Origin of the sequence: Mitsuaria sp. 7 (genome assembly GCF_001653795.1) — a bacterium.
In the GTDB taxonomy this organism is placed as follows: Bacteria; Pseudomonadota; Gammaproteobacteria; order Burkholderiales; family Burkholderiaceae_C; genus Roseateles.
In genome coordinates this window covers 1,550,268-1,573,999 of sequence record NZ_CP011514.1, presented here as the reverse complement: position 1 = coordinate 1,573,999, position 23,732 = coordinate 1,550,268, and the positions used below count along the sequence as shown (strand labels likewise).

The 23,732-nt window shown below is 69.1% G+C and carries 23 protein-coding genes; 5 read left to right on the top strand and 18 right to left on the bottom strand.

Annotated features, from left to right (window positions below):
* Positions 1 to 5: 5 nt before the first annotated feature.
* Entirely contained in the window at positions 6 to 413 is a 408-nt protein-coding gene (locus tag ABE85_RS06975; RefSeq protein WP_157522006.1) for a hypothetical protein, read from the top strand.
* Positions 414 to 545: 132 nt separating this feature from the next.
* On the opposite strand, the gene ABE85_RS06970 is transcribed toward ABE85_RS06975, so the two are convergent.
* The 13 genes from ABE85_RS06970 to ABE85_RS06910 all read right to left on the bottom strand — a co-directional run bounded on the left by ABE85_RS06970 (position 546) and on the right by ABE85_RS06910 (position 16,218).
* Positions 546 to 3,185, bottom strand: a complete 2,640-nt coding sequence (locus ABE85_RS06970; protein WP_067271805.1) for a winged helix-turn-helix domain-containing protein — start codon at positions 3,183 to 3,185, stop codon at positions 546 to 548.
* Between the two features lie 396 nt (positions 3,186 to 3,581).
* The gene (locus tag ABE85_RS06965; protein ID WP_067271802.1) at positions 3,582 to 4,481 is read right to left on the bottom strand and encodes a hypothetical protein; all 900 of its coding nucleotides are present in this window, start codon (positions 4,479 to 4,481) and stop codon (positions 3,582 to 3,584) included.
* Between the two features lie 240 nt (positions 4,482 to 4,721).
* Positions 4,722 to 6,014, bottom strand: coding sequence for an ABC transporter substrate-binding protein (locus ABE85_RS06960; protein ID WP_409072576.1), 1,293 nt, complete (start codon positions 6,012 to 6,014; stop codon positions 4,722 to 4,724).
* Positions 6,015 to 6,113: 99 nt separating this feature from the next.
* Positions 6,114 to 7,052, bottom strand: coding sequence for a carbohydrate kinase (locus ABE85_RS06955; protein WP_082938393.1), 939 nt, complete (start codon positions 7,050 to 7,052; stop codon positions 6,114 to 6,116).
* Entirely contained in the window at positions 7,045 to 8,319 is a 1,275-nt protein-coding gene (locus ABE85_RS06950) for an AGE family epimerase/isomerase (protein WP_067282078.1), read from the bottom strand. The genes ABE85_RS06955 and ABE85_RS06950 overlap by 8 nt, the downstream gene beginning before the upstream one ends.
* A gap of 77 nt (positions 8,320 to 8,396) precedes the next feature.
* On the bottom strand, positions 8,397 to 9,386 hold the full coding sequence (locus ABE85_RS06945; protein WP_067271800.1) for a LacI family DNA-binding transcriptional regulator: 990 nt from the start codon (positions 9,384 to 9,386) through the stop codon (positions 8,397 to 8,399).
* Between the two features lie 138 nt (positions 9,387 to 9,524).
* Positions 9,525 to 10,169, bottom strand: coding sequence for a hypothetical protein (locus ABE85_RS06940; RefSeq protein ID WP_067271798.1), 645 nt, complete (start codon positions 10,167 to 10,169; stop codon positions 9,525 to 9,527).
* Positions 10,166 to 10,945, bottom strand: a complete 780-nt coding sequence (locus ABE85_RS06935) for a DeoR/GlpR family DNA-binding transcription regulator (RefSeq protein ID WP_067271796.1) — start codon at positions 10,943 to 10,945, stop codon at positions 10,166 to 10,168. The genes ABE85_RS06940 and ABE85_RS06935 overlap by 4 nt, the downstream gene beginning before the upstream one ends.
* Before the next feature lie 54 nt (positions 10,946 to 10,999).
* Positions 11,000 to 12,133 (bottom strand): hypothetical protein, encoded by a 1,134-nt coding sequence (locus ABE85_RS06930; protein WP_067271794.1) that lies wholly within the window; start codon positions 12,131 to 12,133, stop codon positions 11,000 to 11,002.
* Positions 12,130 to 12,594, bottom strand: coding sequence for a CesT family type III secretion system chaperone (locus tag ABE85_RS06925; RefSeq protein WP_067271792.1), 465 nt, complete (start codon positions 12,592 to 12,594; stop codon positions 12,130 to 12,132). Before ABE85_RS06925 ends, ABE85_RS06930 begins: the two co-directional genes overlap by 4 nt.
* 83 nt (positions 12,595 to 12,677) lie before the next feature.
* The gene (locus ABE85_RS06920; RefSeq protein ID WP_067271789.1) at positions 12,678 to 13,682 is read right to left on the bottom strand and encodes a tripartite tricarboxylate transporter substrate binding protein; all 1,005 of its coding nucleotides are present in this window, start codon (positions 13,680 to 13,682) and stop codon (positions 12,678 to 12,680) included.
* Positions 13,683 to 13,898: 216 nt separating this feature from the next.
* Positions 13,899 to 14,990 carry an IS481 family transposase gene (locus tag ABE85_RS06915; RefSeq protein WP_067271785.1) on the bottom strand — a complete coding sequence of 364 codons (1,092 nt, stop codon included), beginning with the start codon at positions 14,988 to 14,990 and terminating at the stop codon, positions 13,899 to 13,901.
* Positions 14,991 to 15,144: 154 nt separating this feature from the next.
* Entirely contained in the window at positions 15,145 to 16,218 is a 1,074-nt protein-coding gene (locus tag ABE85_RS06910) for a tartrate dehydrogenase (RefSeq protein ID WP_067271782.1), read from the bottom strand.
* Positions 16,219 to 16,341: 123 nt separating this feature from the next.
* On the opposite strand from ABE85_RS06910, the gene ABE85_RS06905 reads away from it, so the two are divergent.
* Complete coding sequence (locus ABE85_RS06905) at positions 16,342 to 17,295, top strand: LysR substrate-binding domain-containing protein (protein WP_067271779.1); 954 nt, start codon at positions 16,342 to 16,344, stop codon at positions 17,293 to 17,295.
* 48 nt (positions 17,296 to 17,343) lie between these two features.
* On the opposite strand, the gene ABE85_RS06900 is transcribed toward ABE85_RS06905, so the two are convergent.
* The gene (locus tag ABE85_RS06900; protein WP_157522004.1) at positions 17,344 to 17,871 is read right to left on the bottom strand and encodes a hypothetical protein; all 528 of its coding nucleotides are present in this window, start codon (positions 17,869 to 17,871) and stop codon (positions 17,344 to 17,346) included.
* A 3-nt stretch (positions 17,872 to 17,874) separates the two neighbouring features.
* Positions 17,875 to 18,279: a hypothetical protein gene (locus ABE85_RS06895; protein ID WP_067271772.1), complete on the bottom strand. Its 405-nt coding sequence runs from the start codon at positions 18,277 to 18,279 to the stop codon at positions 17,875 to 17,877.
* A 245-nt stretch (positions 18,280 to 18,524) separates the two neighbouring features.
* On the opposite strand from ABE85_RS06895, the gene ABE85_RS06890 reads away from it, so the two are divergent.
* Both ABE85_RS06890 and ABE85_RS06885 read left to right on the top strand, forming a co-directional pair.
* The gene (locus ABE85_RS06890) at positions 18,525 to 18,767 is read left to right on the top strand and encodes a hypothetical protein (RefSeq protein ID WP_231993248.1); all 243 of its coding nucleotides are present in this window, start codon (positions 18,525 to 18,527) and stop codon (positions 18,765 to 18,767) included.
* A 28-nt stretch (positions 18,768 to 18,795) separates the two neighbouring features.
* The gene (locus tag ABE85_RS06885; protein ID WP_067271768.1) at positions 18,796 to 19,131 is read left to right on the top strand and encodes a YnfA family protein; all 336 of its coding nucleotides are present in this window, start codon (positions 18,796 to 18,798) and stop codon (positions 19,129 to 19,131) included.
* A gap of 74 nt (positions 19,132 to 19,205) precedes the next feature.
* Here the strand turns inward: ABE85_RS06885 and ABE85_RS06880 are convergent, their stop codons facing one another.
* The 3 genes from ABE85_RS06880 to ABE85_RS06870 form a co-directional block, all read right to left on the bottom strand.
* A complete protein-coding gene (locus ABE85_RS06880; RefSeq protein ID WP_067271764.1) occupies positions 19,206 to 20,315 on the bottom strand; it encodes an S-(hydroxymethyl)glutathione dehydrogenase/class III alcohol dehydrogenase in 1,110 nt (369 codons plus the stop codon).
* Positions 20,316 to 20,412: 97 nt separating this feature from the next.
* The gene (locus ABE85_RS06875) at positions 20,413 to 21,066 is read right to left on the bottom strand and encodes a response regulator transcription factor (RefSeq protein ID WP_067271760.1); all 654 of its coding nucleotides are present in this window, start codon (positions 21,064 to 21,066) and stop codon (positions 20,413 to 20,415) included.
* The gene (locus tag ABE85_RS06870) at positions 21,063 to 22,586 is read right to left on the bottom strand and encodes a sensor histidine kinase (RefSeq protein ID WP_067271757.1); all 1,524 of its coding nucleotides are present in this window, start codon (positions 22,584 to 22,586) and stop codon (positions 21,063 to 21,065) included. Before ABE85_RS06870 ends, ABE85_RS06875 begins: the two co-directional genes overlap by 4 nt.
* A gap of 159 nt (positions 22,587 to 22,745) precedes the next feature.
* Here ABE85_RS06870 and ABE85_RS06865 point away from each other — a divergent pair, with 159 nt between their 5' ends.
* Positions 22,746 to 23,711 carry a hypothetical protein gene (locus tag ABE85_RS06865; protein WP_067271754.1) on the top strand — a complete coding sequence of 322 codons (966 nt, stop codon included), beginning with the start codon at positions 22,746 to 22,748 and terminating at the stop codon, positions 23,709 to 23,711.
* The last annotated feature ends 21 nt before the right edge of the window (positions 23,712 to 23,732 follow it).

The following is a 23,732-nucleotide window of genomic DNA, read 5'->3' as shown; positions in this document are numbered from 1 at the left end:
ACGCGGTGGACGCCGTTGAGGCGGACGACGCGGTAGAAGCGATGGAGGTCGTCGACGAGGTCCGCGTCAAGGTCAGCGGCAATGGCAAGGGCGGCGTGGCCTCACCGGCAGGGCGCGCCGGACGGCGCAGCTGTTCGAGCGACTGCCGCGGCGCGAGCGCCCCCTCCCCGTTGCGCGAAGGGCCAGGATCGGAATTGCGTCGTGCGTTCAGACCGCCGAGTTCGGACGACATCCGGCGAAGCGGTGCCGCACCGCCGCCCGTCGAGGTCGGCGATCCCGGAGTCGCCGGCGTCGTGGGCGTGGGCGCATGCTGCAGCCGATCGAGTTCGATGCCGTTGGACGTGGCACTGGATGAAGCGGCGGGCAAACCGCCGGGCGGCAAGGTGATCGACATGGAAGCGGTCCTGCAATGAGCTGCTTCCACTCTCGACAGCCCGCATGACCCGCGCGTGACGCCCGGGACGGTACGGGCATGGTCCCCTCGCGAACGCTTCGCGCAGTGGCGAGCCGCTTCGCCCTCAGTGGCCGCCGCGGCCGCCGCGGCCTCAGTCGCCGAACGACGCCGTGACGCCCGCCATCCGGGCCAGCGCGGCGATCATCGCCCGCGGCTCGTCCCAGCGGTTGCCTTCGTCCTGCAGGCGCGCCATCGAGAACCCGTCCAGCCGCGTGCGCATGCGCTGCACCAGGCGGCCCCACGGCGGCAAGGGATCCGCGCGGATCGGCGAATACGCCTGGCCCGCGTACCCCGTCAGGCGCGCGGCGTCCTGATCGCGCCCTTCTTCGAACGCCAGCCACGCGAACACCGGCAGCAGACGATCGAAGGCCTCGCTCTGGCTGTCACCCGCGTAGTCACCCACGTAGTCGCCCGGATGCTCGCCCTGTCCCGGGCCGTGGTGGGGCACGTGATGAGGCCCCTCGGCCCGACTGTCGCGATAGGCCTCGCGCGAGGCCCCTCGCGCTGACTTCGGCGACACGATGCCGGTCAGCACGTCGCGCGCCGCCTCGGTCCGTCCTTCGGCCAGCAGCACCGCGGAGAGGCAACCCAGCACGCGCTGCAGGAACTCGCCGTTGGCGGTGTTGATGCCGCTGGCGCGGCTGGCGCCGTCTTCCCACTGGCGCACCAGCGCCGCGGACCGCAGCGGCTCGCCATGCCCGACCTGCAGGCTCATGAGCCGGTGCAGATCGTCCAGCACCCATCGCGACGCGCCGATCTCCTGCGCCAGTTGCAGCGAGGCGCACATCGCCTCGTCAGCCTCGGCCGCCTGACCTTCGACGCGCCACACATGCGCGCGCGCCGCGAGTCCCCACAGCTTCAGGCGCGCCGCATGCGCACCCTCGCAGCGGCCCGCGAGCGCGACCAGTTCGCCCATCGCGTAGCGCATCGCGGCCTGGCTCAGCTCACGGTCCTCGACGACCTGCCGGCACAGCGCCAGATACCGCAGCGCGGGATCCTCCGCGGTGCGCGACACCGTGACACCGCGCCGGTACCAGATCGCCGCGCGTTTGGGATCGTGCGGCGCGAGCAGTCCCGCGTGATCGATGCAGTAACGCGCCAGCACCGCCGGCGGCAGTTCGTTCGGCAGCTCGGCTTCGTAGGCGGCGTGGCGCCAGGCCGTCTCCGGCGACAGCGACAGCAGCTCGAACAGCGCCCGCGAATGCGCGAGCAGGCCGAGTCCCCGCACCGGCTCGTGCTCCAGGCACCAGTCGAGCGCCGCGCGCACGTTGCCGAGCTCGGGCGAGAACTCCGCGATCCAGCGCGCGTCCGGCATCATCTGCAGCGCCCGCTCCGCGCGATCGAACAGCTGGCTCATCGCGCGCGCATGCTGGCCGCGCGCGATGTCGATCTCGCCGGTCTCCTCCAGCAGCAGCAGCCCGTACGCGCGGATGCCGTCGAAGAGCCGATAACGAGGGCGATCCTCCGCGTCGACCTGCACCAGCGAATGGTCCACGAGTCCCTCGAGCGCCTCCGCCACGGTCCAGGCATCGAGCTGACGGTCCGACAGCGCGGCCGTCGCCATCTCCAGCGTGAAGCCGCCCTCGAAAGGCTCCAGCCGCCGCAGCACCAGCTGCTCGACGTCATCCAGCAACGCGAGGCTCGCGTCCATGCAGGCGCGCAGCGACTGATGGCGGCGCGGTCCCGCCTGCGTGCCGCGCGTCAGCAGGCGATAGCGGTCGCTGAGGCGCTCGCACAGTTGATCGATGCCGAACATCGCCAGCCGGCCCGCAGCCAGTTGCAGGGCCAGCGGAATGCCGTCCAGCCGGCGGCACAGCCCCGTCACCTGGGCCACGTTGTGCATGCCCAGCGCGAAGGGCTGCCCCTGCGCCCGCACCTGGTCGACGAACAGCGCGACGCTGCCGTGCATCAGCGACTCGTCCACGCCCGCGCCGGGCGGCGGCACCGACAGCGGCGGTGTCCGCAGGACACGCTCGCCCGGCACGCGCAGCACCTTGCGGCTGGTCACCATCAGCGCCACGTCCTCGGTGTTCTCGAGCACCGCGTGGCAGAAGGTCGCGGCGCGCGCGCCGGCGATCTCCGCGTTGTCCAGCACCAGCAGCAGCGACATCGGCCGCAGCAGCGCCAGCAGCGTCTGCAGGTCGGTGCCCGGATCCAGTCCGAGCGCGGCCGCCACCGCCGGCAACGGATCGGAAGGATCATCGCCGCTCAACAGATCCACCCACACCGCGCCGTCGCGCGCCGCCTGCCGGCGTTCATGCGCGCAGGCCAGCGCGAGCGTCGACTTGCCCACACCCGGCGCCCCCACCACCGTGACCAGCCGATGACGCACCAGGCGGCTCAACAGCGCCTGCAGATCGGCGCCGCGGCCGTGCATCCCCACCGGCGCGGACGGCAGGGCCCGCGGACGGACGATGGGGGATGCCGCTTCGACCGGCCGGTCGGTCGAGTCGTGGGGCGTGTCCTCGTCGTGCCGCACCGGCAGCGCGAACCGATATCCCTGCCCGGCCACCGTGGCGATGGACTCGCGTCCCAGCGCGCGACGCAAGGCCGACACGTGGACGGCCGCGTTGTTCTCTTCCACGGCCTGACCGGGCCAGACGCGATTCAACAATTCGTTCTTGGACACGACCGCGCCGCGATGCGCGACCAGCACGCCCAGCAGATCGATCTGCCGGCCGCTGAGCGGCACGGGCACGCCCTCCTCGGACAGGAGGACGCGCGAGGCCATGTCAAGCACCAACCCTTCGAAGCGAAAACGACTCGTCACTTCAGCTTGCCCTTCATGGCTGTCACCGACGGCAGGACCCTGCACGCCGTACGCCATCGCACCCCTGATCTCCCCGCGTGTTGCGAGGCAGAGGTCACGAAAGTGGGCGCGAGTTTAAGGGTGCGTCATGACAACGTCCAGGGAACTCGGGACGTTCCCGGAGGGGGTCAGGCCTTGACAGCGTTGACTGTCGCGCCCATGTCTGCGGCATGACGATCGCGGTGACGGAAGGCGTGCGGAATCCCGCACAGCTGTCAGGAGGATGTCAGAGCGCTGGCCCGCAGAACGGCCGCGATGTGCGTGTTCATGGGGCATCCGGTCCACCCCGTGCGCGCACGTGGTGCAACTTTGGTCATGTCAGCGCCTGGCCCCGAGGTCGTAGTTCCAGCGCAACTCACGGCCTGCGGGAATGTCTTCCGACGCGCGGAACGCGTGGATGCGCGCGGTCCAGCCATGACGCAGACGCACGGGGAAGGACTCGCCGCGCACGTTGTAGCCGGCGGGCGGATGGCCGCCGGGCTGGCCCTCGGCATCGAAGAGAAACAAGGTGTTCATCAGCGACAGCAGGTTCTCGCCGTTGACGGCCACACTGCCGATGGGGTCGGAGGCCGACATCAGGTAGCGGTCGTCGTCGAGCAGGAAGAGGTCGACCTCGTCGAGCAACTGTCCGCCGTAGACGCCCAGGCAGGTCCCGGCCGGGATGTCGCGACGCGCGAAGAGCCCGCGCTGGCCAATGAGCGCGGCCTCCTGCGGCGATCGCAGATCCGCGGCCTCGATGCGACGCGGCTCCAGCAGGCGCAGCGCGTGCGAGGCCCGGGTGCGTCGACCCACGCGCGCATCGGTGTAGGGCTCGACGTCGGCGAAGTCCTCCGCGCGGTCGAGCACGTCGACGACGTGGACCACGCCATGGTCCGCATCGCGGAACGGCGGTTCACCGGCGTATTCGGCCGAGTACTCGCGACGCGCGACGCGCTCGCGATGTTGCAGCCGGACCTGCGCGAGCAAGGCCAGCCACCGCTCGGTGCCATAGGACATCAGCGAGAGCTGGCGCGCGCGCTCGTCGGCCGGTGAGGTGTCATCGTCCCGGGGCATCAACGCGAGCACCCGATGCTGGCAGTCCAGCACGTGGGTCATGTGCGCGCGCCGACGCTGCGGCGAATCGGGCATCGTGTCGATGCGCCGATAGCCGTCCCACAGCCAGCGGTCCACGTCCACGCGGTCGTGGGGCCGGGCCGTATCGATGAGCACCTCGTCCATGGAGCCTCCAGGGGATGGAGCGACGAGTCTCGTCCTCCTTGCGCCGGAGCCCTCCTCGAAAGCGAAGCGAACGCCTCGCCTCCGAAGGCCTCCCGCAAGAACCCCGCACGCCCAAGGCCCGAGGTCAGCGAATGCCGGTGGGGCCGGAATGGGGCTTGGGGTCCCTGGAGGGGCGCCCCATGCCCCGTGGAGTGCCCGCGCTCGACCACGCGGAGTCGCGGGCTCCCCCTCAACGCCGCATCACTGCGTCTTCGCCGCGGAAACCAGGCGGTCCATCGCCTGCGCCGGCGTGATGGACTCGCTGTTCCAGAACTGGCTGACGACGTCCTTGATCGCGCCTTCCGCCGCGGGCCGCACGGCCATGCCATGCGCGATGGAGGGCAGCAGCGTGTTGGCCTTGCCCGCTTCGGCGAAGTCCGCGGCCGAGGCCTTGGCGCAGTCGTCGTACTTGGCGAGGCTGACGCCCTTGCGCACCGGGATCGAGCCCTTCTCGAGGTTGAAGGATTCCTGCACCGCCGGCGAGAGGATGGCCGAGGCCATCTCGCGCTGGGCCTGCTGGTTGGCGTCGCCCTTGACCTTGAACATCGCGAACGAGTCGACGTTGAAGGTGTAGGACTTGGCCGTGCCCGGCGCGGGCACGCACAGGAAGTCCTTGCCCGCGGTCTTGCCGGCGGCCAGGAACTCGCCCTTGGCCCAGTCGCCCATGATCTGCATGGCGGCCTCGCCCTTCATGACCATCGCGGTGGCGAGGTTCCAGTCGCGGCCCGGCGCGTTGCGGTCGGTGTAGGCCTTCAGCCGGCGGAAGGTCGTCAACGACTTCTCCATCGTCGGGCTCTTCAGGCTCGCGGGGTCGAGCTGGATCAGCGCCTTGCGATAGAACTCCGGCCCGCCGGTGCCCAGCACCACGGTCTCGAAGGTGGTGAAGTCCTGCCACGACTGGCCGCCATGCGCCAGCGGCGTGACGCCGGCCTTCTTCAGCGCGTCGGCCGCGACGAAGAACTCGTCCCAGGTCGTCGGCGGCTTGACGCCGGCCTTGCGCATCACCTCGGGGTTGATCCACAGCCAGTTGACCCGGTGCACGTTGACCGGCACCGCGATGTAGTGGCCCTTGTACTTGACGATGTTGCTGATCACCGGCAGCAGCAGGTCGTCCCAGTGCTCGGCCTTGGCGACGTCGTCGATGTTGGCGAGCATCCCTTCGGCCGCCCAGTCCTGCAGCAGCGGTCCCTTGATCTGCGCGGCCGTGGGCGCGTTGCCCGAGATGGCGCGCGACTTCAGCACCGTCATCGCCGCGTCGCCGGCGCCGCCGGCCACGGCGAAGTCCTTCCACTTGTGGCCCTTGGCCTGCAGCTGGTCCTTCAGGCCGGAGATGGCCTTGGCCTCGCCGCCGCTGGTCCACCAGTGCAGGACCTCCAGGTCGCCGGCCTGCGCGGGCGCGGCCAGGCTGGCCATCGTCGCCATCGCGGCGGTGGCCAGCAGGGCGCGGCGGGTCCACGGACGGTGGGCGGTCGTCTTCTTGATCGATGTCTTCATCGTTGTCTCCTCTTTGTCTCCCCGGAGGGAGTGGTTGTCGTGATCGATGGGGTCGATCGGCCAGCCTGATCGGCCAGGCTGATCGGCGGGAACGGAAAGTCAGCTCACCCTTTCCGCTTGCAGCTCCTCGAACAGGCGCGACACGGCGCCCGCCACCGGCGGCGTGGCGCCGCGCTGCAGGCAGGCGGCGGAACCGGCCGCGAGCGCCGCATGCAGATGCGCGCGCAGCGGGCGCTCCGGGTGGGCGTGCAGGCTGTGCAGCAGCCCTGCGACTGCGGCGTCGCCGGCACCGACGGTGTCGGCCACGGTGACCGCCGGTGCGCGGGCCATGCAGGCCGCGTCGCCGCGCGACAGGTAGGCCACGCCGCCGCCGCGCGTCAGCAGGAACAGCGCCTCGGGATTGAACGCTCGCAGCCGCGTCATCGCGTCGTCCAGCGCGAGGTCCGGGAACAGGCCGCGCAGGTCGTCGTCGGACACCTTGATCACATCGGCCAGCGCGCACATCCGGCGCAGCGTCGGCTCGTAGCCGTGGGCCATGAGGTTGCGGAAGTTGGGGTCGTAGCTGATGGACACGCCCTGCCCCTTCAAGCGAGCGGCCAGCGCGACGAGCCGCGAGGCCAGCGGCTCGCGCGCCAGGCTGATGCCGCCGAAGTGCGCGCGGCGCGCGGCGCCGTCCCAGCCCGCCGGCAGCGCGTCGGGATCGAAGTGCAGGTCGGCGCTGTCGTTGCCGACGAAGAAGTAGCGCGGCGGCTCGCCCTGCTCGACGATCGCCAGCAGCGGCGCGCGGTCCACCTGCTGCAGCAGTCGCGTGTCCAGCCCGACCGCTTCGCTCGCCCGCACCAGTTCGTCGCCGAACAGGTCACGACTCACCGAGCCGACGAAGGCCGTGCGCCCGCCCAGCGCCGCCAGCGCCCGTGCCACGTTCCAGGTCGAGCCGCCGACGCGGCTGATCCATTGATCGGGCGCCTGCTGCAGCATGTCGGTCAGCGCCTCGCCGAGGCACAGGAACTCGGGGGCGTCCTGCATCGCGTCATGCATGACGAGGACCTCCGATCGAGGCCGCGCCGTCCAGCACGTCGACGATGTCGTAGCACGCGCCCATCGTGTGGTAATCGACCTTGCCCGCCGGGCTCTTCTCGTCGCTGTACTTGCGGTTCTCGGCGTCGAGGATGCGGTACCACGCGCCATGCGCGTGATCGACGAAGTGCGTCCAGCTGTAGGCCCACAGGCGCTGGTACCAGTCCCAGTAGACGGTGTCGCCGGTGCGCGCGGCCAGCCGGGCCGCGGCGGCCGCGCTTTCGGCCTGCACCCAGAAGTACTTGTCAGGGTCGCAGATGCTCAGGTCCGGCGCCAGCGAATAGCACAGCCCGCCGTGCGCCTCATCCCAGCCGCGCCGCACCGCCACGAGGAACAGCCTGCTCGCGGTCGGCAGCACCCAGGACAGGTCGTGATTCCGGTCCAGGAACTCGCCGCGCGCCTCGAGCTGCAGCAGCAGTTTGGTCCACTCGGTGAAATGGCCCGGCTGGTAGCCCCAGGGGCGGAAGAGATTGGCCGGGTCGTCGCGGTTGTACAGCCAGTCCGGCTGCCAGTGCGTGTCGTAGTGCTCCCAGATCAGACCGCCGCAGCGTTCGGCCTGGCGGCGGGTGATGTTCTGCGCCAGCAGCGCGGCACGCTCGAGGTAGCGCCGCTCGCCCGTCGCGTCGAAGGCGGCCAGCAGCGCCTCGCACGCATGCATGTTGGCGTTCTGGCCGCGGTACGGCGACAGCACGTTCCACTGCGGACTCGCTTCGTCGGCATAGAGGCCGGCGGCCTCGTCCCAGAAGCGCTCTTCCATCAGCGCGAAGGTCTCGGCGATCCACGGGCGGGCTTCCTCGACGCCGGCCATGGCCGCATGCGCGTAGGCCAGCAGCACGAAGGCCAGGCCGTAGGCGTGGCGGGTGCCGTCGAGCACCTCGGCCTTGCCATCGCGCCAATCCAGCAGCCAGGCGTAGCCGCGCAGCGCGTCGTCGTAATGCGCCTCGCGCAGAAAGCGCACGCCGTGCCTGACGCCGTCCAGGTAGTTCACGTCGCCGAAGCGCCGGTAGGCCATCGCGTAGGTGAACACGTAGCGCGTGCTGCTTACCAGGTGCCGTTGATGCGCGTCGTAGACGGTGCCGTCGTCCTTGAAGAAGTGGAAGAAGCCGCCGCTCGGGTCGACGCAGCGCGGGTGGTAGAAGTCCATCGTGTGCCGCGCGTGCGCGAGCAGCACCTCGCGGGAACGGAAGTCGGGCAGATCGCTGGTCACGGGGGTTGTCGTCTCGGTCATGCGGTCGGTCATGCGGTCGGTCGTGCGGTCGGTCGTACAGTGGATCTTGCGGACGTGGTCGTCGGAACCCGCCGGGGTCAGTCGTTGCTGCTGGTGCTCTCGCGCACGATCAGCACCACCGGCAGGGTCAGTTCTTGAGGCTCGTCCGCCGACATGCCCAGCAGCAGCTCCACGCCCTTGGCGCCCAGCGACTCCTTGTCGACGCGCACGGTGCTGAGCGGCGGATGGGCGACGGAGGCGCCGCCGATGTCGTCGAAGCCGACGACGGCGATGTCCTCGGGGATGCGCAGCCCCTCGTTGAGGCACTGGCGCATGGCCACCAGCGCCGCGCTGTCGTTGAAGCAGACCACCGCGTCGGGCCGCTTGCGACGGGCCAGCAGCTGGCGCATGGCCTCGATCACGCCGGCCTCGCCGTCGCCCAGCTGCGGGGCGATGACCTCGAGGTCCGGATCGGCCTGCACCTGGGCTTCGAACAGCGCCCGCCGGTAGCCGCGGGCCCGCTGCTCCAGGCTGTAATGCGCCGGCGATCCCGAGATCAGCGCGATCGTCCGACGCCCGCTGCGCAGCAGGTGGCTGGTCGCGAGGAAGCTGCCGTGCTGGTGGTCCGGATTGACCGAGGTCATGCCCCGGCGATGCAGGTCCACGAGCACCGTCGGCTTGCCGCTGCGCTTGAGGGCCTCGAGCACCTCGGGCTCGAAGTAGCCGACGCACAGGAAGGCGTCGAGCTGATGGCCGCGGGTCTGCTCCACGATCGTCTGGCCGGGGCCGGCGACGATGAAGGACAGCGACAGGCCCTCGCGCCGGCAGACCTGCTCGGCGCCGTGCAGCACGGCGGAGAAGAACGGGCTGGACGCGAGCGTGTTGTGCTGGCTGTGCAGCAGGAAGCCGATGCGCCGGATCCTGTTCTTGCGCAGCTGCGTGAAGTCGTAACCCAGGCGCAGGGCGGTGTCGCGGACGACCTGGCGGGTCTCCTCCGACAGGCCGGACTGGTTGCGGAGACCGCGCGAGACCGTGCCGATGGACAGGCCGGACGCCTTGGCGATATCGCGGATGGTGGTGCTGCTCATGGGTGGGGACGATTCTTGAAGTGCCCCTGGCAGGGGTCAACAAAGTCCCGTGAGTTTCCCAAGTGTTTAGGCGACTCCGCTAAACACCACCGCCATGCCCTCGAAACCGGCCCTCAGGTCGGGCCTCAAGTCCCGTGTTCAGCGTTCCCGATCCGGCGCCTCCAGCACATAGGGCCACGCCACCACGACGGCGATCGCCATCGGCGCCGCGACCAGCGCGGCCGCCAGCGGCGGCTCGAAGCCGACGGCCAGCAGCAGCGTCGTCACGAGCGCACCGCCCACGCCCGCGGCGAGGTAGATCGCGGACAGTCCGGGCCTGCGCGGCCTGGAGATCGAACGCGCGACCTCGTCGGCCGTGGCCTGCATCGCGGCATCCAGCGCGCCGGCGCAGAGGCCGAAGGCGAACAAGGCCGCGAGCAGCATCGCCAGCGATCCCGAGAACGCGACCGTGGGCAGCATCAGCGCCGAACCCAGGCCGCCCACGAGCACCGCCGTGCGCGGGCCGAGTCGACGCAGCTTGCTGCCAGCGCCAGAGCAAGAGCCAGAGCCAGCGCCAGTGGCGACGCCCTTGGCTCCGATGCAAGCCCCCGACAGCAGCAAGACCCCCGCCATCACCAGGTCCCACCCGTCGAGCCCCAGCCTATGCGCCAGGCCAGGCATGAGCGCCGCCGCGCAGGTGACGCCGCAGCCGGCCACGATGAAGGCCAGGCGCGCGGCCAGGCGCGCCTCGGGCCTGTCCCTGGCAGGCTCAGGGAAGAACGAGCGGCCGTCCGATGGGCTCATTGCGCCGGATCGACCGGCAGGACCTCCGCCCCGCTCTTGCGCAGCGCCTTCAGGACGTTCGCGCCGACGTCGCGCTCGATGACGACGGTGTTCAGCGCGGCCAGACCCGCGACGCGATGGGCGGCCGCGGCCTGCAGCTTGTCGCTCGTGACCAGGCCGACGACATGCCGGCTGCGCTCGATCAGCGTGCGTTTGAAGACGGCCTCGCGGAAATGGGTGGTCAGCACGCCGTCGCTCATCGACAGCGCGCACACGCCCACGAAACCGCGGTCGATGCGCAGGCGCGAGAGGCTGTCCACCGCGGCCGCGTCGACGCAGCCGCCCAGGTGCGGGTCGACCTCGCCGCCTATCATCAGCAGGCGCAGGTCCTGCCGCCGCAGCACGGCGGCGGCGACGTCGACCGCGTTGGTCGCGACCGTCAGGTCCGCGTCCTCCGGCAGGAATTCGACCAGCGCGAGGTTGGTGCTGCCGGTGTCCAGGAACACCAGCTCGCCCGGCCGGACCGTGGCCGCGCCGGCCCGGGCCAACGCGGACTTGCGGGCCGGCGCCTCCTTCATCCGCGCGGCGAGCGGCCGGTCGTTGGCGGCGATCGGCACGGCGCCGCCGTAGACGCGCCGGCACAGGCCGTCCGCGGCCAGCGCGCGGAGGTCGCGCCGGATGGCGTCCTCGGACAGCTTGAATTCAACGGCCAGGTCGGCCGCGACCACCGCATGGCCGGCGGACAGCCGGTCCGCGATGACGTGGCGACGGGCGTGGGGAAGATCTGCGAGCGACATGGCGTCCCTGGAAGCGAGACGCGATTGTGCACATTAATACACGTTATTGCGCGGTCACGCGCGTTTCCGGGAAGCCTCGGTCTCCCCGCAATAGTGCTTCACATGCTCGTCGAATCGGTCGTGCACATGGATCCAGCGCTTGCCGGGAATGCCGTCGAAGTGATGCCCGACACCGACGCCGTGCACGTTGGGCAGCAGGCCGCGCAGGCCAGAGACGATGTCGCCACGCGGGGAGAAGCTCTCGACCAGGTCCTTGGCCTTCTTCAGGTTCTCGGGGGGCAGCAGCTTGACCAGACCATCGCTCAGATGCGATGGGCAGAACGCGGTGACGCGAACCGGATCCGGCGACATCAGTCCCGCGAAGATGGCTTCGCCGCCGCCTTTGGAATGTCCCACCACCCGGACCGTGCAGCCCTCGGGCGCGGAAGAAGGCAGGCGCAGTTGCGCCTGCAGGGCCTGCAACAGCTCGCCAGCCTGCCGGTAGCTCTCCGGCAGGACGCCGCGACCGGCTTTCAGGTTGGCGCCCCACTGCGTCATGGTCGAACTGAAGTTTTGGCCGGGCTTGAAGCGCTCGCCCACCGTCTCACCCGTCTTCTTGCCCGCCGTGGTGCCGCCGAAGGACAGCACCACCTCGCGCGTCTGCGGGTTGTGCAGCACGACGGCCGTCAGCCCCGTCGCGCGATCGACGACGGAGCCTGCGGGATTCTCGACACGGGTCGACTGGAAGCCGAGTGTCTGACGAAGCGCTTGCGCCAGATCCTCGCGGGTCGCCCAGCCGGCGGGCAGTTCTCCCTGCTCACGCTCGTAAGGGAATCTGGCGAGGGCGGCATTGCATTGCAGGTCCTCCAACGACTGTGAATCGGTGGGCATGGCGCGCTTCTCGTAGTGCGCATTCAGGGCCTGCTGCTGCGGCTGAGGACGCAGCGACGCCAGCCTGGCGGTATTCGCCGCTGCCGATGCGGGTGTCGATGCCCCGCCGACCCGGCCCGCCTTGGCGGGATCCCGCCGGAACGCCCCTCGCCGCGCGACGGGTCCCGGTGTGCTGAAGGTCTCCGTCGCCTGGCGCAGACCGTCGAGCCGGCCACCGGGGCGGGACGGCGGCGGCGGCCCCTCCTGCGATGCCAGACACCGCAGGTCGCCCGGCGTCTCGATGTGGAACTGCGGTCGCGACGTCTCGATGCGGCTCATCGGGCGCTCCCGTTCGCCCGCAGCAGCGTGGCCGTCCGCGGTCCACGGACACGGTCGACCGGGGCCTCGGCCCGCACGAGGGCGGCGAGTTCCAGCAGGGCCTCGACGGCATCGGCCAGCGTCTCGGCCTCCTGGTCGAGCGGCAGCTCGCGGATCAGCACGAACTGGCGCAGGCCGTCCGCCGCGATCACGACGCCGTCCAGCGCCTCGCGATCGGCGTTCAGGCGCAGCAGCCTCAACGCGAGCGTTCCCGCCGGATCTTCCTGCGGAACGGACATGACCCGCGCGACGATCACCACACGGTCGCCGGGGCTAGCCAGCTCGACGACGAGCTGGACGGCTTCGTCGCTGTCAATCAGGACCAGCAAGCCGTCCCGGGCCTCCAGGGGCGTGGCGGTGCGCCGCGACAACGCAGCGAGAAGTTGCGCAAAGCGCGTGTCGGCTTCCTGAGGATCGAGCATGACGAGGGGCGGAGTTGACAACCCCTGTCAGTCGACAAACCCCAGGGCGTGTTCGGTCGGCGACCGCCCTCGTCTTTGCGTATTCACTCGATCTGCACGTTCGCCTCCTTCACGAGCCTGGCGAACTTGCCGGTCTCATTGCGGATCTGCGACGCGAGTTGCTCACTCGTGCCGCCGGTGGTCTCGGCGCCGATCTCCTCCATGCGCCTGCGGAACTCCGGCGCCTGCAGCACCTTGACCATCTCGGTGTTCAGTTTCGCGACGATGTCCTTGGGCGTGGCCGCCGGCGCCAGCACGCCGAACCAGGTGCCGATGTCGAAGCCCTTCAGGCCGGCCTCCTCGAGCGTGGGGACGTCGGGCAGCGCGCTGGAACGCCGGGCCGTGGTCACCGCGAGCGCGCGCAGCTTGCCCGCCTTGATGTGCGGCAGCACCGGCGTGACCGTGTCGAAGGACATCTGGATCTGCCCGCCCAGCAGGTCCGTGGCCAGCGGCCCGCTGCCCTTGTAGGGCACGTGCAGCAGCGTGGTGCCGGTCAGGTTCTGGAACTGCGTGCCGATCAGGTGCTGCGCGGTGCCGTTGCCGTTGGAGCCGTAGGTCCACTCGCCGGGCTTGGCCTTGAGCTGCGCGACCAGTTCCTGCACCGTCTTGGCCGAGGTCTGGCTCGCGTTGACCACCAGGACGTTGGGGACCAGCGCGATGCCGGTGATGGGCACGAAGTCCTTCTGGAAGTCGTAGGGCAGCTTCTTGTAGACGCTGCTGGCGATGGTGTGGTGGACCGCGCCGATGAGGAGCGTATAGCCGTCGGGCCTGGCCTTGGCGACATAGTCCGCGCCCAGCGTGGCGCCGGCGCCGGGTCGGCTCTCGACGATCACGGGCTGGCCCAGGCTCTGCTGGAGCTTCTCGGCCAGTGCGCGTGCGAGCACATCGGTCGTGCCGCCGGCGGGGAACGGGACGATCAGGGTGATGGGCTTGGCGGGCCAGGGCTGGGCGAAGGCAGGGGATGCAATGCCGAGCGCGCCGGTGGCTGCAGCAGTCATCGCCGCTGCGATCAGCAGCCGGCGGCGGAAGGAGGTCGGGACGAGGGTCATGGTTTGTCTCCTGGTCGATGGCTCTGACGGCCATTCGAAGGGTGGTACTGCGCGAGACCGCAGCCCTCACCCCTGCCCTCTCCCGCAAGCGGGAGAGGGAGCAAGAGGAGCCTGCGCTGCGAGCAGAACCGGTCGGACTCCCTCTCCCGCTTGCTGTATGGACCGAGGACATGGGTGACAGGTGTGCCAGGACATGGGTAACAGGTCAGGTCCAGGTTAGTCAGCCTGGCACAGGTCAATCATGCGTACTTTTTGATGGCAGAAGAAGACATCGAAGCTGCCATCAAGATCCAGGTGAGGTCGTAGGGCTACAGGCTGGCCGATGAGGCCTCTGCCGACGCGGTAGGTGTTGCCTTTGAAGGCGATCCGTCCACCGTATCCGACCCGGCGCACGATGGCGCCATCGCCATATTCGACGGGCCGCAAAGAGCTTGGCATCGAGCGCGGGCTGGCCGCGTAGCGGCTGGCTGGCGTGTCCATGCCCAGCGCTTGATGCGGGCGCTTGGCGTTGTACAGATGCCGCCACTGGATGAAGTGGTGCTGGGCATCGTCCAGGTCCTTGAAGTGCCGACTGGCCAGCAACTCGGCTTTCAGGGTGCGATGGAATCGCTCGTCCTTGCCGTTGGTCTGAGGATGCATCGGTCGGCTGTGGCTCAACCGCACTCCCAAGCGAATCAGCCAGACGCCCAGCTCGGTGAGTGCTCCGCGCGTCGGCGAGCCCCAGGGCGGACCGTTGTCGGCGTTGATGCGCTCAGGCAGCCCATAGCGCTCAAAGGCGCGCTGCAGCACCGGCTGCACGGACTCTAGCCGCTCGTTACTCAGCGCTTGCAGCACGATGTTGAAGCGCGAGTGATCGTCCAGCACGGTCAGCGGATGGCAGCGCTCAGTGTCGGTGGCGAAGTGGCCCTTGAAGTCCATCTGCCACAGTGCATTGGGCGTCTCGTGCTCGAAGCGCTGCCATGCCGTCGCGGCCTGGCTTGCTGCCGGGTCGATCAGGCCGTTTCGGCGCAGCACCCAGTTGGCTGTGCTGGCTGCTACGTGCACACCATGATCGCGCGCCAGCACCTTCGCGATCTTGCGACCGCCCCAAGCAGAACATTCGGCCCGCACTGCAAGCACCTGCGCCTGCAGCTGTTCGGGCGTACGAGTCGGCGAGGTGTGTGGTCGCCGAGATCGATCCTCGAGATCGTCTCGGCTGAGCCACTTGTAGCCTGTCTTGCGGCTGATCCCGCTGCGTCGACATAGCTCGCTGATATTGGCGCCAGGCTGTCGGGCCAGTCGAACAAATTCCTCTCGTTGATCCTTCACGGGTGTCTTGGCKCCAGGGCAACTTCGTCCTCCCGCTGACTAGGCGGGAAAAGTGTCACCCATGTCCTGGCACGCCTGTTACCTATGTCCTCGGTCCATACAGCTTGCGGGAGAGGGCGGGGGTGAGGGCCAGCGGCCGTGGAAGTGAGAAACGTCAGCGGGGTTGACGCAGCGCCGCGACGACGGCGGCGGTGACGTCGGTCGTCTTCGCCTTCCCGCCGAGGTCGCCTGTGTGCAAGGACGGGTTCGCCGTCACAGCTTCGATGGCGCGCATCAGGCGCTGGGCGGCGTCGGTTTCGCCGAGGTGCTCCAGCAGCATCACCACCGACCAGAAGGTTCCGACGGGATTCGCCAGGCCCTTGCCCATGATGTCGAAGGCCGAGCCGTGGATCGGCTCGAACATCGACGGATAACGACGCTCCGGATCGATGTTCCCGGTCGGCGCGATGCCCAGGCTGCCGGCGAGCGCCGCCGCCAGGTCGCTGAGGATGTCCGCGTGCAGGTTGGTCGCGACGATGGTGTCCAGCGTCGCCGGCTTGTTGACCATGCGCGCGGTCGCCGCGTCGACCAGCTCCTTGCCCCAGATGACATCGGGGAACTCCTTGGCGATCTGCGCGGCGATCTCGTCCCACATCACCATCGCGTGGCGCTGCGCGTTGCTCTTGGTGATCACCGTCAGCAGCTTGCGCGGCCGCGACTGCGCCAGCTTGAACGCGTAGCGCATGATCCGCTCGACGCCGGCGCGGGTCATGATGGACACGTCGGTGGCCGCCTCGATCGGGTGGCCCTGGTGGACGCGGCCGCCGACGCCGGCGTATTCGCCCTCCGAGTTCTCGCGGACGATCACCCAGTCGAGGTCGTCGGGTCCGCAGCGCTTGAGCGGTGCGTCGATGCCGGGCAGCACCCGGGTCGGGCGCACGTTGGCGTACTGGTCGAAGCCCTGGCAGATCTTCAGCCGCAGGCCCCACAGCGTGATGTGGTCGGGGATGTCGGGATCGCCGGCGGAGCCGAACAGGATCGCGTCCTTGTCGCGCAGCGCATCGAGGCCGTCGGCCGGCATCATCTCGCCGTGCGCGCGGTACCAGTCGCCGCCCCAGCCGAAGTCCTCGAACTCGAAGCGGAAGCGGTCGGTCGTCGCGGCCAGCGCCTCGAGGACCTCGCGGCCCGCGGGGATCACTTCCTTGCCGATGCCGTCACCGGGGATGGTGGCGATGCGATAGGTCTTCATGGGGTTCCGTCTCCTGGTGATGTCGAAAAATCCTGGTCCGACTCTAGGAGCGCCCTGCCCTGCGGATCGCGGATAAAGTCAATCCGTCTTCAACCTGGATTCAACAATCCGAAGAGCATGCCCATGGCTTCAAAGACCAGGACGGCGACCAGGACGGCGACCAACGCGGCGACGATCGCCCCGGCCGATCTGGGCTTCTTCTCGGCGCTGTGCAGCGCAGGCAGCCTGAGCGCCGCGGCGCGCGAGCTCGGCATCACGACCGCGGCGGTCAGCAAGCACCTGACGCAGATGGAAAGCCGGCTCGGTACGGCGCTGCTGAGCCGCACCACGCGCCGGATGAGCCTGACGCAGGAGGGCGAGCTCTACCTGGAGCACGCGCGGCGGATCCTCGCTTCGATCGACGATCTGCAGGAGGTGATGAGCGCGAGCGGCGGCATGGCAAGCGGGCTGCTGCGCGTCAATGCGACGCTCGGGTTCGGGCGGACGCACATTGCGCCGTTGATCTCCGGCTTCGTGCGCCAGCATCCGAAGCTGCAGGTGCAACTGCAGCTGTCGGTCAATCCGCCGCCGCTGAGCGAGGACGCCTTCGATGTCTGCATCCGTTTCGGCCCGCCGCCGGATGCGCGGGTCATCGCCCGACGCATCGCGGCGAACCGTCGTCTGCTGTGCGCCTCACCCGTTTATCTCGCCGCGCACGGCACACCGAAGACACCGGCAGAACTGGTACGGCACGACTGCATCGGCATCCGACAGGGAGAGGAGGCGTATGGCCTGTGGCGGCTGTCTTCCAAGCGCGGCCGCAAGACCGTCACCGAAGCCGTGAAGACACGCGGGACGTTGACGACCAACGACGGCGAGATCGCAGTGAACTGGGCACTGGCCGGTCACGGGATCCTGATGCGCGCGGAATGGGACATCGCGCGCTACCTCGCGACCGGGCGACTGGTCCAGGTCTTGCCTGATTGGGAAACGCCCGATGCGGACATCTATGCGGTGTACCCGCAGCGGGTTCAAGGCACGGCGCGGGTGAGGCAGTTCGTCGAGCATATGGCCACGGCATTGGGGAAGTCGGGATGATCGATTTCCCTGCCGGCCAAGCGAAGCGGCCCACGGCACTCGCCGTTGCTAGTGCAACTTGATGAGGGGAGACACGGCGGCGAAGACCGTCACCATCAACCCGACCAGACCGAACGTGACGCCGACGGCCCACTTGATTGCACCGAAGATCACTTCCTGCGTCTCGAGGTGACGGTCGCCGGTCGCCTTGTACATCTCCGCTCGATTTGCACCGAGCCCCTCTTTGATCTCCGCGCGCAGCGCGCCGATCGTCTGGTTGACAGCAGCAGTGCCGTCTTTCATTTCCGCGCGTAGCGCACCAATCGTCTCGTTCACCGCTGCAAAACCATCTTTCATTTCTGCGCGAAGGCTGCCGATCTCTTCTTTCATTTCGGCGCGAAGCGTGCCGATTTCCTCCTTCAGTTCTGAGCGAGCTGCCCCGAAACCTTCCTTCATTTCGCCTCGGAGCTGCTCCAACTGCACACGAGTCGCGAGCGTAGGCATGACCGCCTCGATCGACTGAACACGCGCTGCCATCTCGGTATCGGTTTTCGCGACGCACCCGGCCGCGCCGTTCTCAAAGGGATTCATTTGCATTGATTACCTCGCGTGATTGACGATGAGAGGCATGACCGTCGTCACGAAGGTGGCCGCAAGACCGACGCAGCTGATGGCGACGCCGATCGACCATTTCATCGTGTTGTTGACGGTCCGGTGCATGTCGACGCGCATCTCGCCCATGCTGGCCTGCAGATCCGCGCGCATGGCCTGCATTTCGGTACGCACCGCTCCGAAACCCTCCTTCATTTCTCCGCGGAGCTGCTCCAGTTGGACACGCGTGGCCAGGGTTGGGAGGACCGTCTCGATGGCTTGCACCCGAGCGATCAGATCCGGATCGGACCTCATCGCGCGCTCTGCCGAACTGCTCTCATAGGGATTCATCTGCATCGTCGCCACCTCGATCAACAGCGGGCCCCTGCCCGCCATGGAGAGCAACTCTGCCACCGCTGACGGGCTCAGAAACCGAAAATCCCCCCTCTTCCCCCATCGGTCTGACGTCGATCTGAGGACTCCTTGAGGCGCGTCAAATTCCGGCCATGGCGCTCACCCGAAGGTGGGAGGGACGAGGGTCGATGGGGGAGTGGCGGCGCCCGCGCGTCGGACGCCGCTGCATCCTGGAAGTCCGATCACCCGGTCCGTCGCAAGGCCGAGGCGATCGACCGTCACGCGCGCTAAGGTGCTGTCGTGCCGTGTCGACCGATCACGGCGTCAACAAGGAGTGCGTCATGGGCTTCGTCGGCCTGCTGTTCTGGTTGGTCCTGTTCGTGCTGTGCTGGCCGCTGGCCTTGCTGGCGCTGGTGATGTGGCCGATCCTCTGGCTGCTGACGCTGCCGTTCCGGCTGATCGGACTGAGCGTCGAGGCGGTCTTCGCGCTGCTCAAGGCCATCCTGTTCCTGCCGGCCAGGGTGCTCGGCTGGCGCGAGTCACGCTGAGTGGACGAGGGGACACGACAATCCCCGCATGGACCTGCTCAAGACCTTCCTGCTCTTCGTCGTCACCGCGCTGGCCGAGATCGTCGGCTGCTACCTGCCCTACCTCTGGCTGAAGCAGGACAAGCCGGTCTGGCTGCTCGTGCCGGCGGCCGGCAGCCTGGCACTCTTCGCCTGGCTGCTGTCGCTGCACCCGACCGCCGCGGGTCGTGTCTACGCCGCATACGGCGGCGTCTACATCGCCGTCGCGATGGTGTGGCTGATGCTGGTGGACAAGGTGAAGCCTTCCGCCACCGACTGGCTGGGCGTGGCCGTCAGCCTGGTCGGCATGGCCATCATCATGCTCGGGCGGAAGTCACCGGGCTGAGCCGCGGTCGCTGCAAGCGGCGATCACACGCCGCGGGCAGCACCATGCCGCCGCGCGCCGCGGCGGCCCTCGCGTCAGTAGTGCACCACCGAGCGGATCGACTTGCCCTCGTGCATCAGGTCGAAGGCCTCGTTGATGCCCGTGAGCGGCATCGTGTGGGTCACGAACGGCGCGAGCTGGATGTCTCCGCGCATCGCTTCCTCGACCATGCCCGGCAGCTGCGAGCGGCCCTTGACGCCGCCGAAGGCCGTGCCCTTCCAGGTGCGGCCCGTCACCAGCTGGAACGGCCGGGTCGAGATCTCCTGACCCGAGCCCGCCACGCCGATCACGATCGACTGGCCCCAGCCGCGATGCGCGCACTCGAGCGCCGCGCGCATGACGTGGATGTTGCCGATGCATTCGAACGAGTGGTCGACGCCCCAGCCGGTCATCTCGACGATCACCTGCTGGATCGGCTTCTCGTGATCCTTCGGGTTCACGAAGTCGGTCGCGCCGAAGACCTTGGCCAGCTCGAACTTCGACGGGTTGGTGTCGATCGCGATGATGCGGCCGGCCTGCGCCAGCTTCGCGCCCTGGATCACCGCCAGACCGATGCCGCCCAGGCCGAACACCGCCACCGAATCACCCGGCTGCACCTTGGCCGTGTTCTTCACCGCGCCCAGCCCGGTCGTCACGCCGCAGCCCAGCAGGCAGACCTGCTCGGGGTTGGCGTCCGGGCTGATCCTGGCCAGCGAGACCTCGGCCACCACGGTGTACTCGCTGAAGGTCGAGCAGCCCATGTAGTGGTAGATCGGCTGGCCTTCGTAGGAGAAGCGCGAGGTGCCGTCCGGCATCACGCCCTTGCCCTGCGTCGCGCGCACGGCCACGCACAGGTTGGTCTTGCCGGACTTGCAGAACAGGCATTCGCCGCATTCGGCGGTGTAGAGCGGGATCACGTGGTCGCCGGGCTTGACGCTGGTGACGCCTTCGCCGACCTCGACGACGATGCCCGCGCCTTCATGGCCGAGCACTGCGGGGAACAGGCCTTCCGGATCGTCGCCGCTGAGCGTGAACGCGTCCGTGTGGCAGACGCCGGTGTGGGTGATCTTCACCAGCACCTCGCCCTTGCGGGGCGGCTCGACATCGATCTCGACGATCTGCAGCGGCTGGCCCGCTGCGAATGCGACGGCGGCACGGGATTTCATGGGGGGCCTTTCACGAGAATGGGAATGCGGACGCGCCCGGAAAGGGCGCGTCGGTTCAAACCAGTCTATCGCGACCGACCCGGCGCGTGCGCGCTCTTCAAACGCCGCGCTCCGCGTCGGCATGACGGCTGGCGAGCAGCGCCGCCTCCACGCGGCTGCGGACCTGCAGCTTCTGCAGGATGTTGGTCACGTGGTGCTTGATGGTCTTCTCCGACAGGAACAGCGCGTCGCCGATCTCGCGGTTGGTCTTGCCGCCGCCGATCAAGGACAGGATGCGACGCTCCCGCTCGGTCAGTTCCTGCAACGGATCGGGCGCCTTGTGCTGCGTCAGCGACACCAGCATCTCCGCGGCGATCGACGGCGACACGTAGACCTCGCCGGCCACGGCGGCGCGCAGCACGCCGGCGAGTTCCTTCCCCGACACGCCCTTGAGCACGTAACCCCGCGCGCCGGCCTTGAGCGCCGCGAGCAGCTTGTCCTTGTCCTCCGACATCGTGAGCATCACGATCGCCGTCGCCGGGCAGGCCATCGCGATGCGTTCCGCGGTCGTGATCCCGTTCCAGCCCGGCATGCTGATGTCGAGCAGCACGGCATCCGGCAGCAAGGCCTGCGCCAGCGCGAGGGCCTCCTCGCCGGACGCGGTTTCCCCGACGACCCGGAAGCCCGGATCCAGCGCCAGCGAATGCACCACGCCCTGGCGGAACAGCGGATGGTCGTCGACCACCAGCACCTCGATCGCGTCACTGCTCATCGTCCGTCCTCGTCCGTGTTCGTCGCATTCGTTGCATTCGTCGTGTCCGTCGTGCTCATGCCGCCTTCCGCGCCGCCGTGCGCCGCCAACGGCAGGACGACGCGGATCCGCGTGCCCTGCCCCGGCGCGCTGGTCACGGCGAAGGTCCCGCCCTGCGACTCCACGCGCTGGCGCATGCCGCTCAGGCCGAGCCGCCGACGCGCGCCCGCCTCCGGGAGGTCGAAGCCCGGACCGTCGTCGTCGACGGCCAGCCGGATGCCCGCCGCGTCGGTCCGCAGCTCGACGCGGCATCGGCTGCCGCGCGCATGCCGGAACACGTTGGCCAGCGACTCCTGCAGCAACCGGTACAGCGTCGTCTTGATCCGCATCGGCGCCGGCCGGTCCGGATCGACGGGCGCCTCCAGCGTCACCGGCACGGCGCCTTGGGTCTTCGCCTCGAAATCGCGCACCACGCGCGCGGCGACGGCCGCCAGCGACAACGGCTCCAGTTCCGGAAGCTCCAGGTCCGCGGAGATGGCCCGCAGGTCGCGCATCGCGGCCTGCACCGCATCGCTGATGCGATCCAGGTCCTGCGGCAGCGCCGCTTCGGCTGTTCCCCCTGGGATCATTCCGGGGGGAACGTCCGGCGCGGGGGAGCTCCGCGCGTCGCGCAGGTTCTTGATCTGCATCAGCGCAAAACCGAGGTCCTGGCTCGGTCCGTCATGCACGTCGGCCGACACGCGCTGCAGCAGCGCCTCGTTGATCGAGATCGCCTCCTCGGCCGCGCGTCGCACGCGGGCGTTCAGGGCCTCGTTCTGCGCGTGCATCGCGGTGAGCTGCGCCAGCTTCTCGCGCAGCTCGTTGCGCTGGTTGACGATGGTGAGACTGCCGCGCCGCACGATCAGGAACAGCAGCAGATAGGTGGCGAGCATGACCGCGGCGACGATCAGCCAGCTGCGCCGCTGCGCGATGCCCGCCTCGCGGTCGATCTCGTCGGGCATCTGGTAGAACTCGGCGATGGCGCCGATGTGCCCCCGTCGCGCGGTGTGGATCGGTGTGTAGGTCTCGATCATCCGCTCCAGCGGCTGGCCGTGATCGGTCTGCCGGCTGCCGCGCCGCACGCTGATCTCGGCATAGATGCTGCCGGCCGCCGCGGCCTCCAGGCCTTCGTCGATCTCGAGCTTCTGACCGACGCCCTCGCCGTCGCTGCTGAACAGCACGACGCCGTCCGGCCGCCAGATGCGCAGCGACACGATTCGCCTGGCCCAGTCCGCGTCGACGACCAGCGCCTCCAGCGCGCGGCGGTCCGCGTCGCCGATCCGGCCGTCGCGGGCCAGCCCTTCGAGATGGGGCGCGATGAAGCCGTCCACGTACAGCGCCGTGTCGCCGCCGATGCGGTGCACGACGCTCTCCTCGACCTGCCGGCCCACCCACCAGCCGATGACCAGCGTGGACGCGAGCAGCACCGGGAAGCTGACCAGCAGGAACTGCTGCGACAGCGACAGGCGCCGGGGCGTCTGGGGCGGGGTCGGAGGAGGCATCCGGCGGCACTGTAACAGCGTGATTCCGGCCCGCCCATGGACCAAGGTCCCGACCGGTCGCGACCTTGGTGCCGACGAGATCCCGCCCTTGTGCCCTGGGCGCGCGGGCGCCGGATTCCTAGCATGGCGCCGTTCTCATCCACACACCGGAGCTTGCGCATGACATCGACCCGTTCCTCCACTTCCCTGCATCGCGGCCGCGCGCTGCTGACGGCCCTGGCGTTGACCGCGCTCAGCGGCGTGGCGATGGCCGCCTCCTCCAAGGGCTGCGACGGCGGCGGCTTCCGCGTGCTCGGACTGAGCGGCAAGGCCACCCAGACCGTGGCGGCGGGCAGCGTGCCGGCGCGATTCCTGGTGCAGGGCAAGTACGTGCAGTTCGAAGTCGACGCCGCGAGCTTCGGCATCCGCGACTACGTGCTGACCGGCGCGGCCAATCCGCTGGACATGACCGGCGGCGTGCCGACGCCCGTGTTCGCCTCCAAGCTGCCCGACCATCGCGGCGCGACGCTGACCGGCGGCGTGGACGTCGAGCTGGACACGACCGACATCGTGCTGATGCGCGAAGGCCCGCAGGTCGCGATGAAGATCCAGGCGAAGGACTGCGCCAACGGCGGCGTGTTCCAGATGGAGGTCGCGCGCACCGACGGCACGTCGACCGTGTTCACGCACACGCTGGCCACGCATCCGACGAGCCCGAGCCTGAATGCCTTCTACTTCGACAACCGCAACTTCCGCAACCTGGAGGGCGACGCCGTGCCCTACAAGGAGACGACCGTCGTGGTGACGCCGCGGGTCAACTTCGGCAACGACTACTCGCCGCGTTTCGTCGGGCGCGACAGCCCGCAGGTGGCCACGCGCATCAACGACGCGGCCTGCGTGAACAACATCGTCAAGCGCGACGGCACCCTCGCCAAGGTCAGCCATTGCGGACTGACTTCGCGCTGGGACGTGAGCAGCGGCGGCCGCATGGGCATGGTCTTCGGCGAGGACGCGACCGAGGTCGCGCCGCCCGCGACCATCTGCACCCACAAGTGCCAGGCGCAGAACCAGGTCAAGGGCCAGGCGCGCTCGCTGGGCTCGCCCTTCCCCGTGGCGCCGGCTGACCGGCTGATGCCGCGTCAGTGAGGTCGTTGCAGACGCGGTGAG

Bases quoted from the DNA above. Each gene is read 5' to 3' on its own strand.
- ABE85_RS06970 (WP_067271805.1), bottom strand. From the start codon at position 3,185: ATGGCCTCGCGCGTCCTCCTGTCCGAGGAGGGCGTGCCCGTGCCGCTC.
- ABE85_RS06965 (WP_067271802.1), bottom strand. From the start codon at position 4,481: ATGGACGAGGTGCTCATCGATACGGCCCGGCCCCACGACCGCGTGGAC.
- ABE85_RS06960 (WP_409072576.1), bottom strand. From the start codon at position 6,014: ATGAAGACATCGATCAAGAAGACGACCGCCCACCGTCCGTGGACCCGC.
- ABE85_RS06955 (WP_082938393.1), bottom strand. From the start codon at position 7,052: ATGCATGACGCGATGCAGGACGCCCCCGAGTTCCTGTGCCTCGGCGAG.
- ABE85_RS06950 (WP_067282078.1), bottom strand. From the start codon at position 8,319: ATGACCGAGACGACAACCCCCGTGACCAGCGATCTGCCCGACTTCCGT.
- ABE85_RS06945 (WP_067271800.1), bottom strand. From the start codon at position 9,386: ATGAGCAGCACCACCATCCGCGATATCGCCAAGGCGTCCGGCCTGTCC.
- ABE85_RS06940 (WP_067271798.1), bottom strand. From the start codon at position 10,169: ATGAGCCCATCGGACGGCCGCTCGTTCTTCCCTGAGCCTGCCAGGGAC.
- ABE85_RS06935 (WP_067271796.1), bottom strand. From the start codon at position 10,945: ATGTCGCTCGCAGATCTTCCCCACGCCCGTCGCCACGTCATCGCGGAC.
- ABE85_RS06930 (WP_067271794.1), bottom strand. From the start codon at position 12,133: ATGAGCCGCATCGAGACGTCGCGACCGCAGTTCCACATCGAGACGCCG.
- ABE85_RS06925 (WP_067271792.1), bottom strand. From the start codon at position 12,594: ATGCTCGATCCTCAGGAAGCCGACACGCGCTTTGCGCAACTTCTCGCT.
- ABE85_RS06920 (WP_067271789.1), bottom strand. From the start codon at position 13,682: ATGACCCTCGTCCCGACCTCCTTCCGCCGCCGGCTGCTGATCGCAGCG.
- ABE85_RS06910 (WP_067271782.1), bottom strand. From the start codon at position 16,218: ATGAAGACCTATCGCATCGCCACCATCCCCGGTGACGGCATCGGCAAG.
- ABE85_RS06905 (WP_067271779.1), top strand. From the start codon at position 16,342: ATGGCTTCAAAGACCAGGACGGCGACCAGGACGGCGACCAACGCGGCG.
- ABE85_RS06900 (WP_157522004.1), bottom strand. From the start codon at position 17,871: ATGCAAATGAATCCCTTTGAGAACGGCGCGGCCGGGTGCGTCGCGAAA.
- ABE85_RS06885 (WP_067271768.1), top strand. From the start codon at position 18,796: ATGGACCTGCTCAAGACCTTCCTGCTCTTCGTCGTCACCGCGCTGGCC.
- ABE85_RS06880 (WP_067271764.1), bottom strand. From the start codon at position 20,315: ATGAAATCCCGTGCCGCCGTCGCATTCGCAGCGGGCCAGCCGCTGCAG.
- ABE85_RS06875 (WP_067271760.1), bottom strand. From the start codon at position 21,066: ATGAGCAGTGACGCGATCGAGGTGCTGGTGGTCGACGACCATCCGCTG.
- ABE85_RS06870 (WP_067271757.1), bottom strand. From the start codon at position 22,586: ATGCCTCCTCCGACCCCGCCCCAGACGCCCCGGCGCCTGTCGCTGTCG.
- ABE85_RS06865 (WP_067271754.1), top strand. From the start codon at position 22,746: ATGACATCGACCCGTTCCTCCACTTCCCTGCATCGCGGCCGCGCGCTG.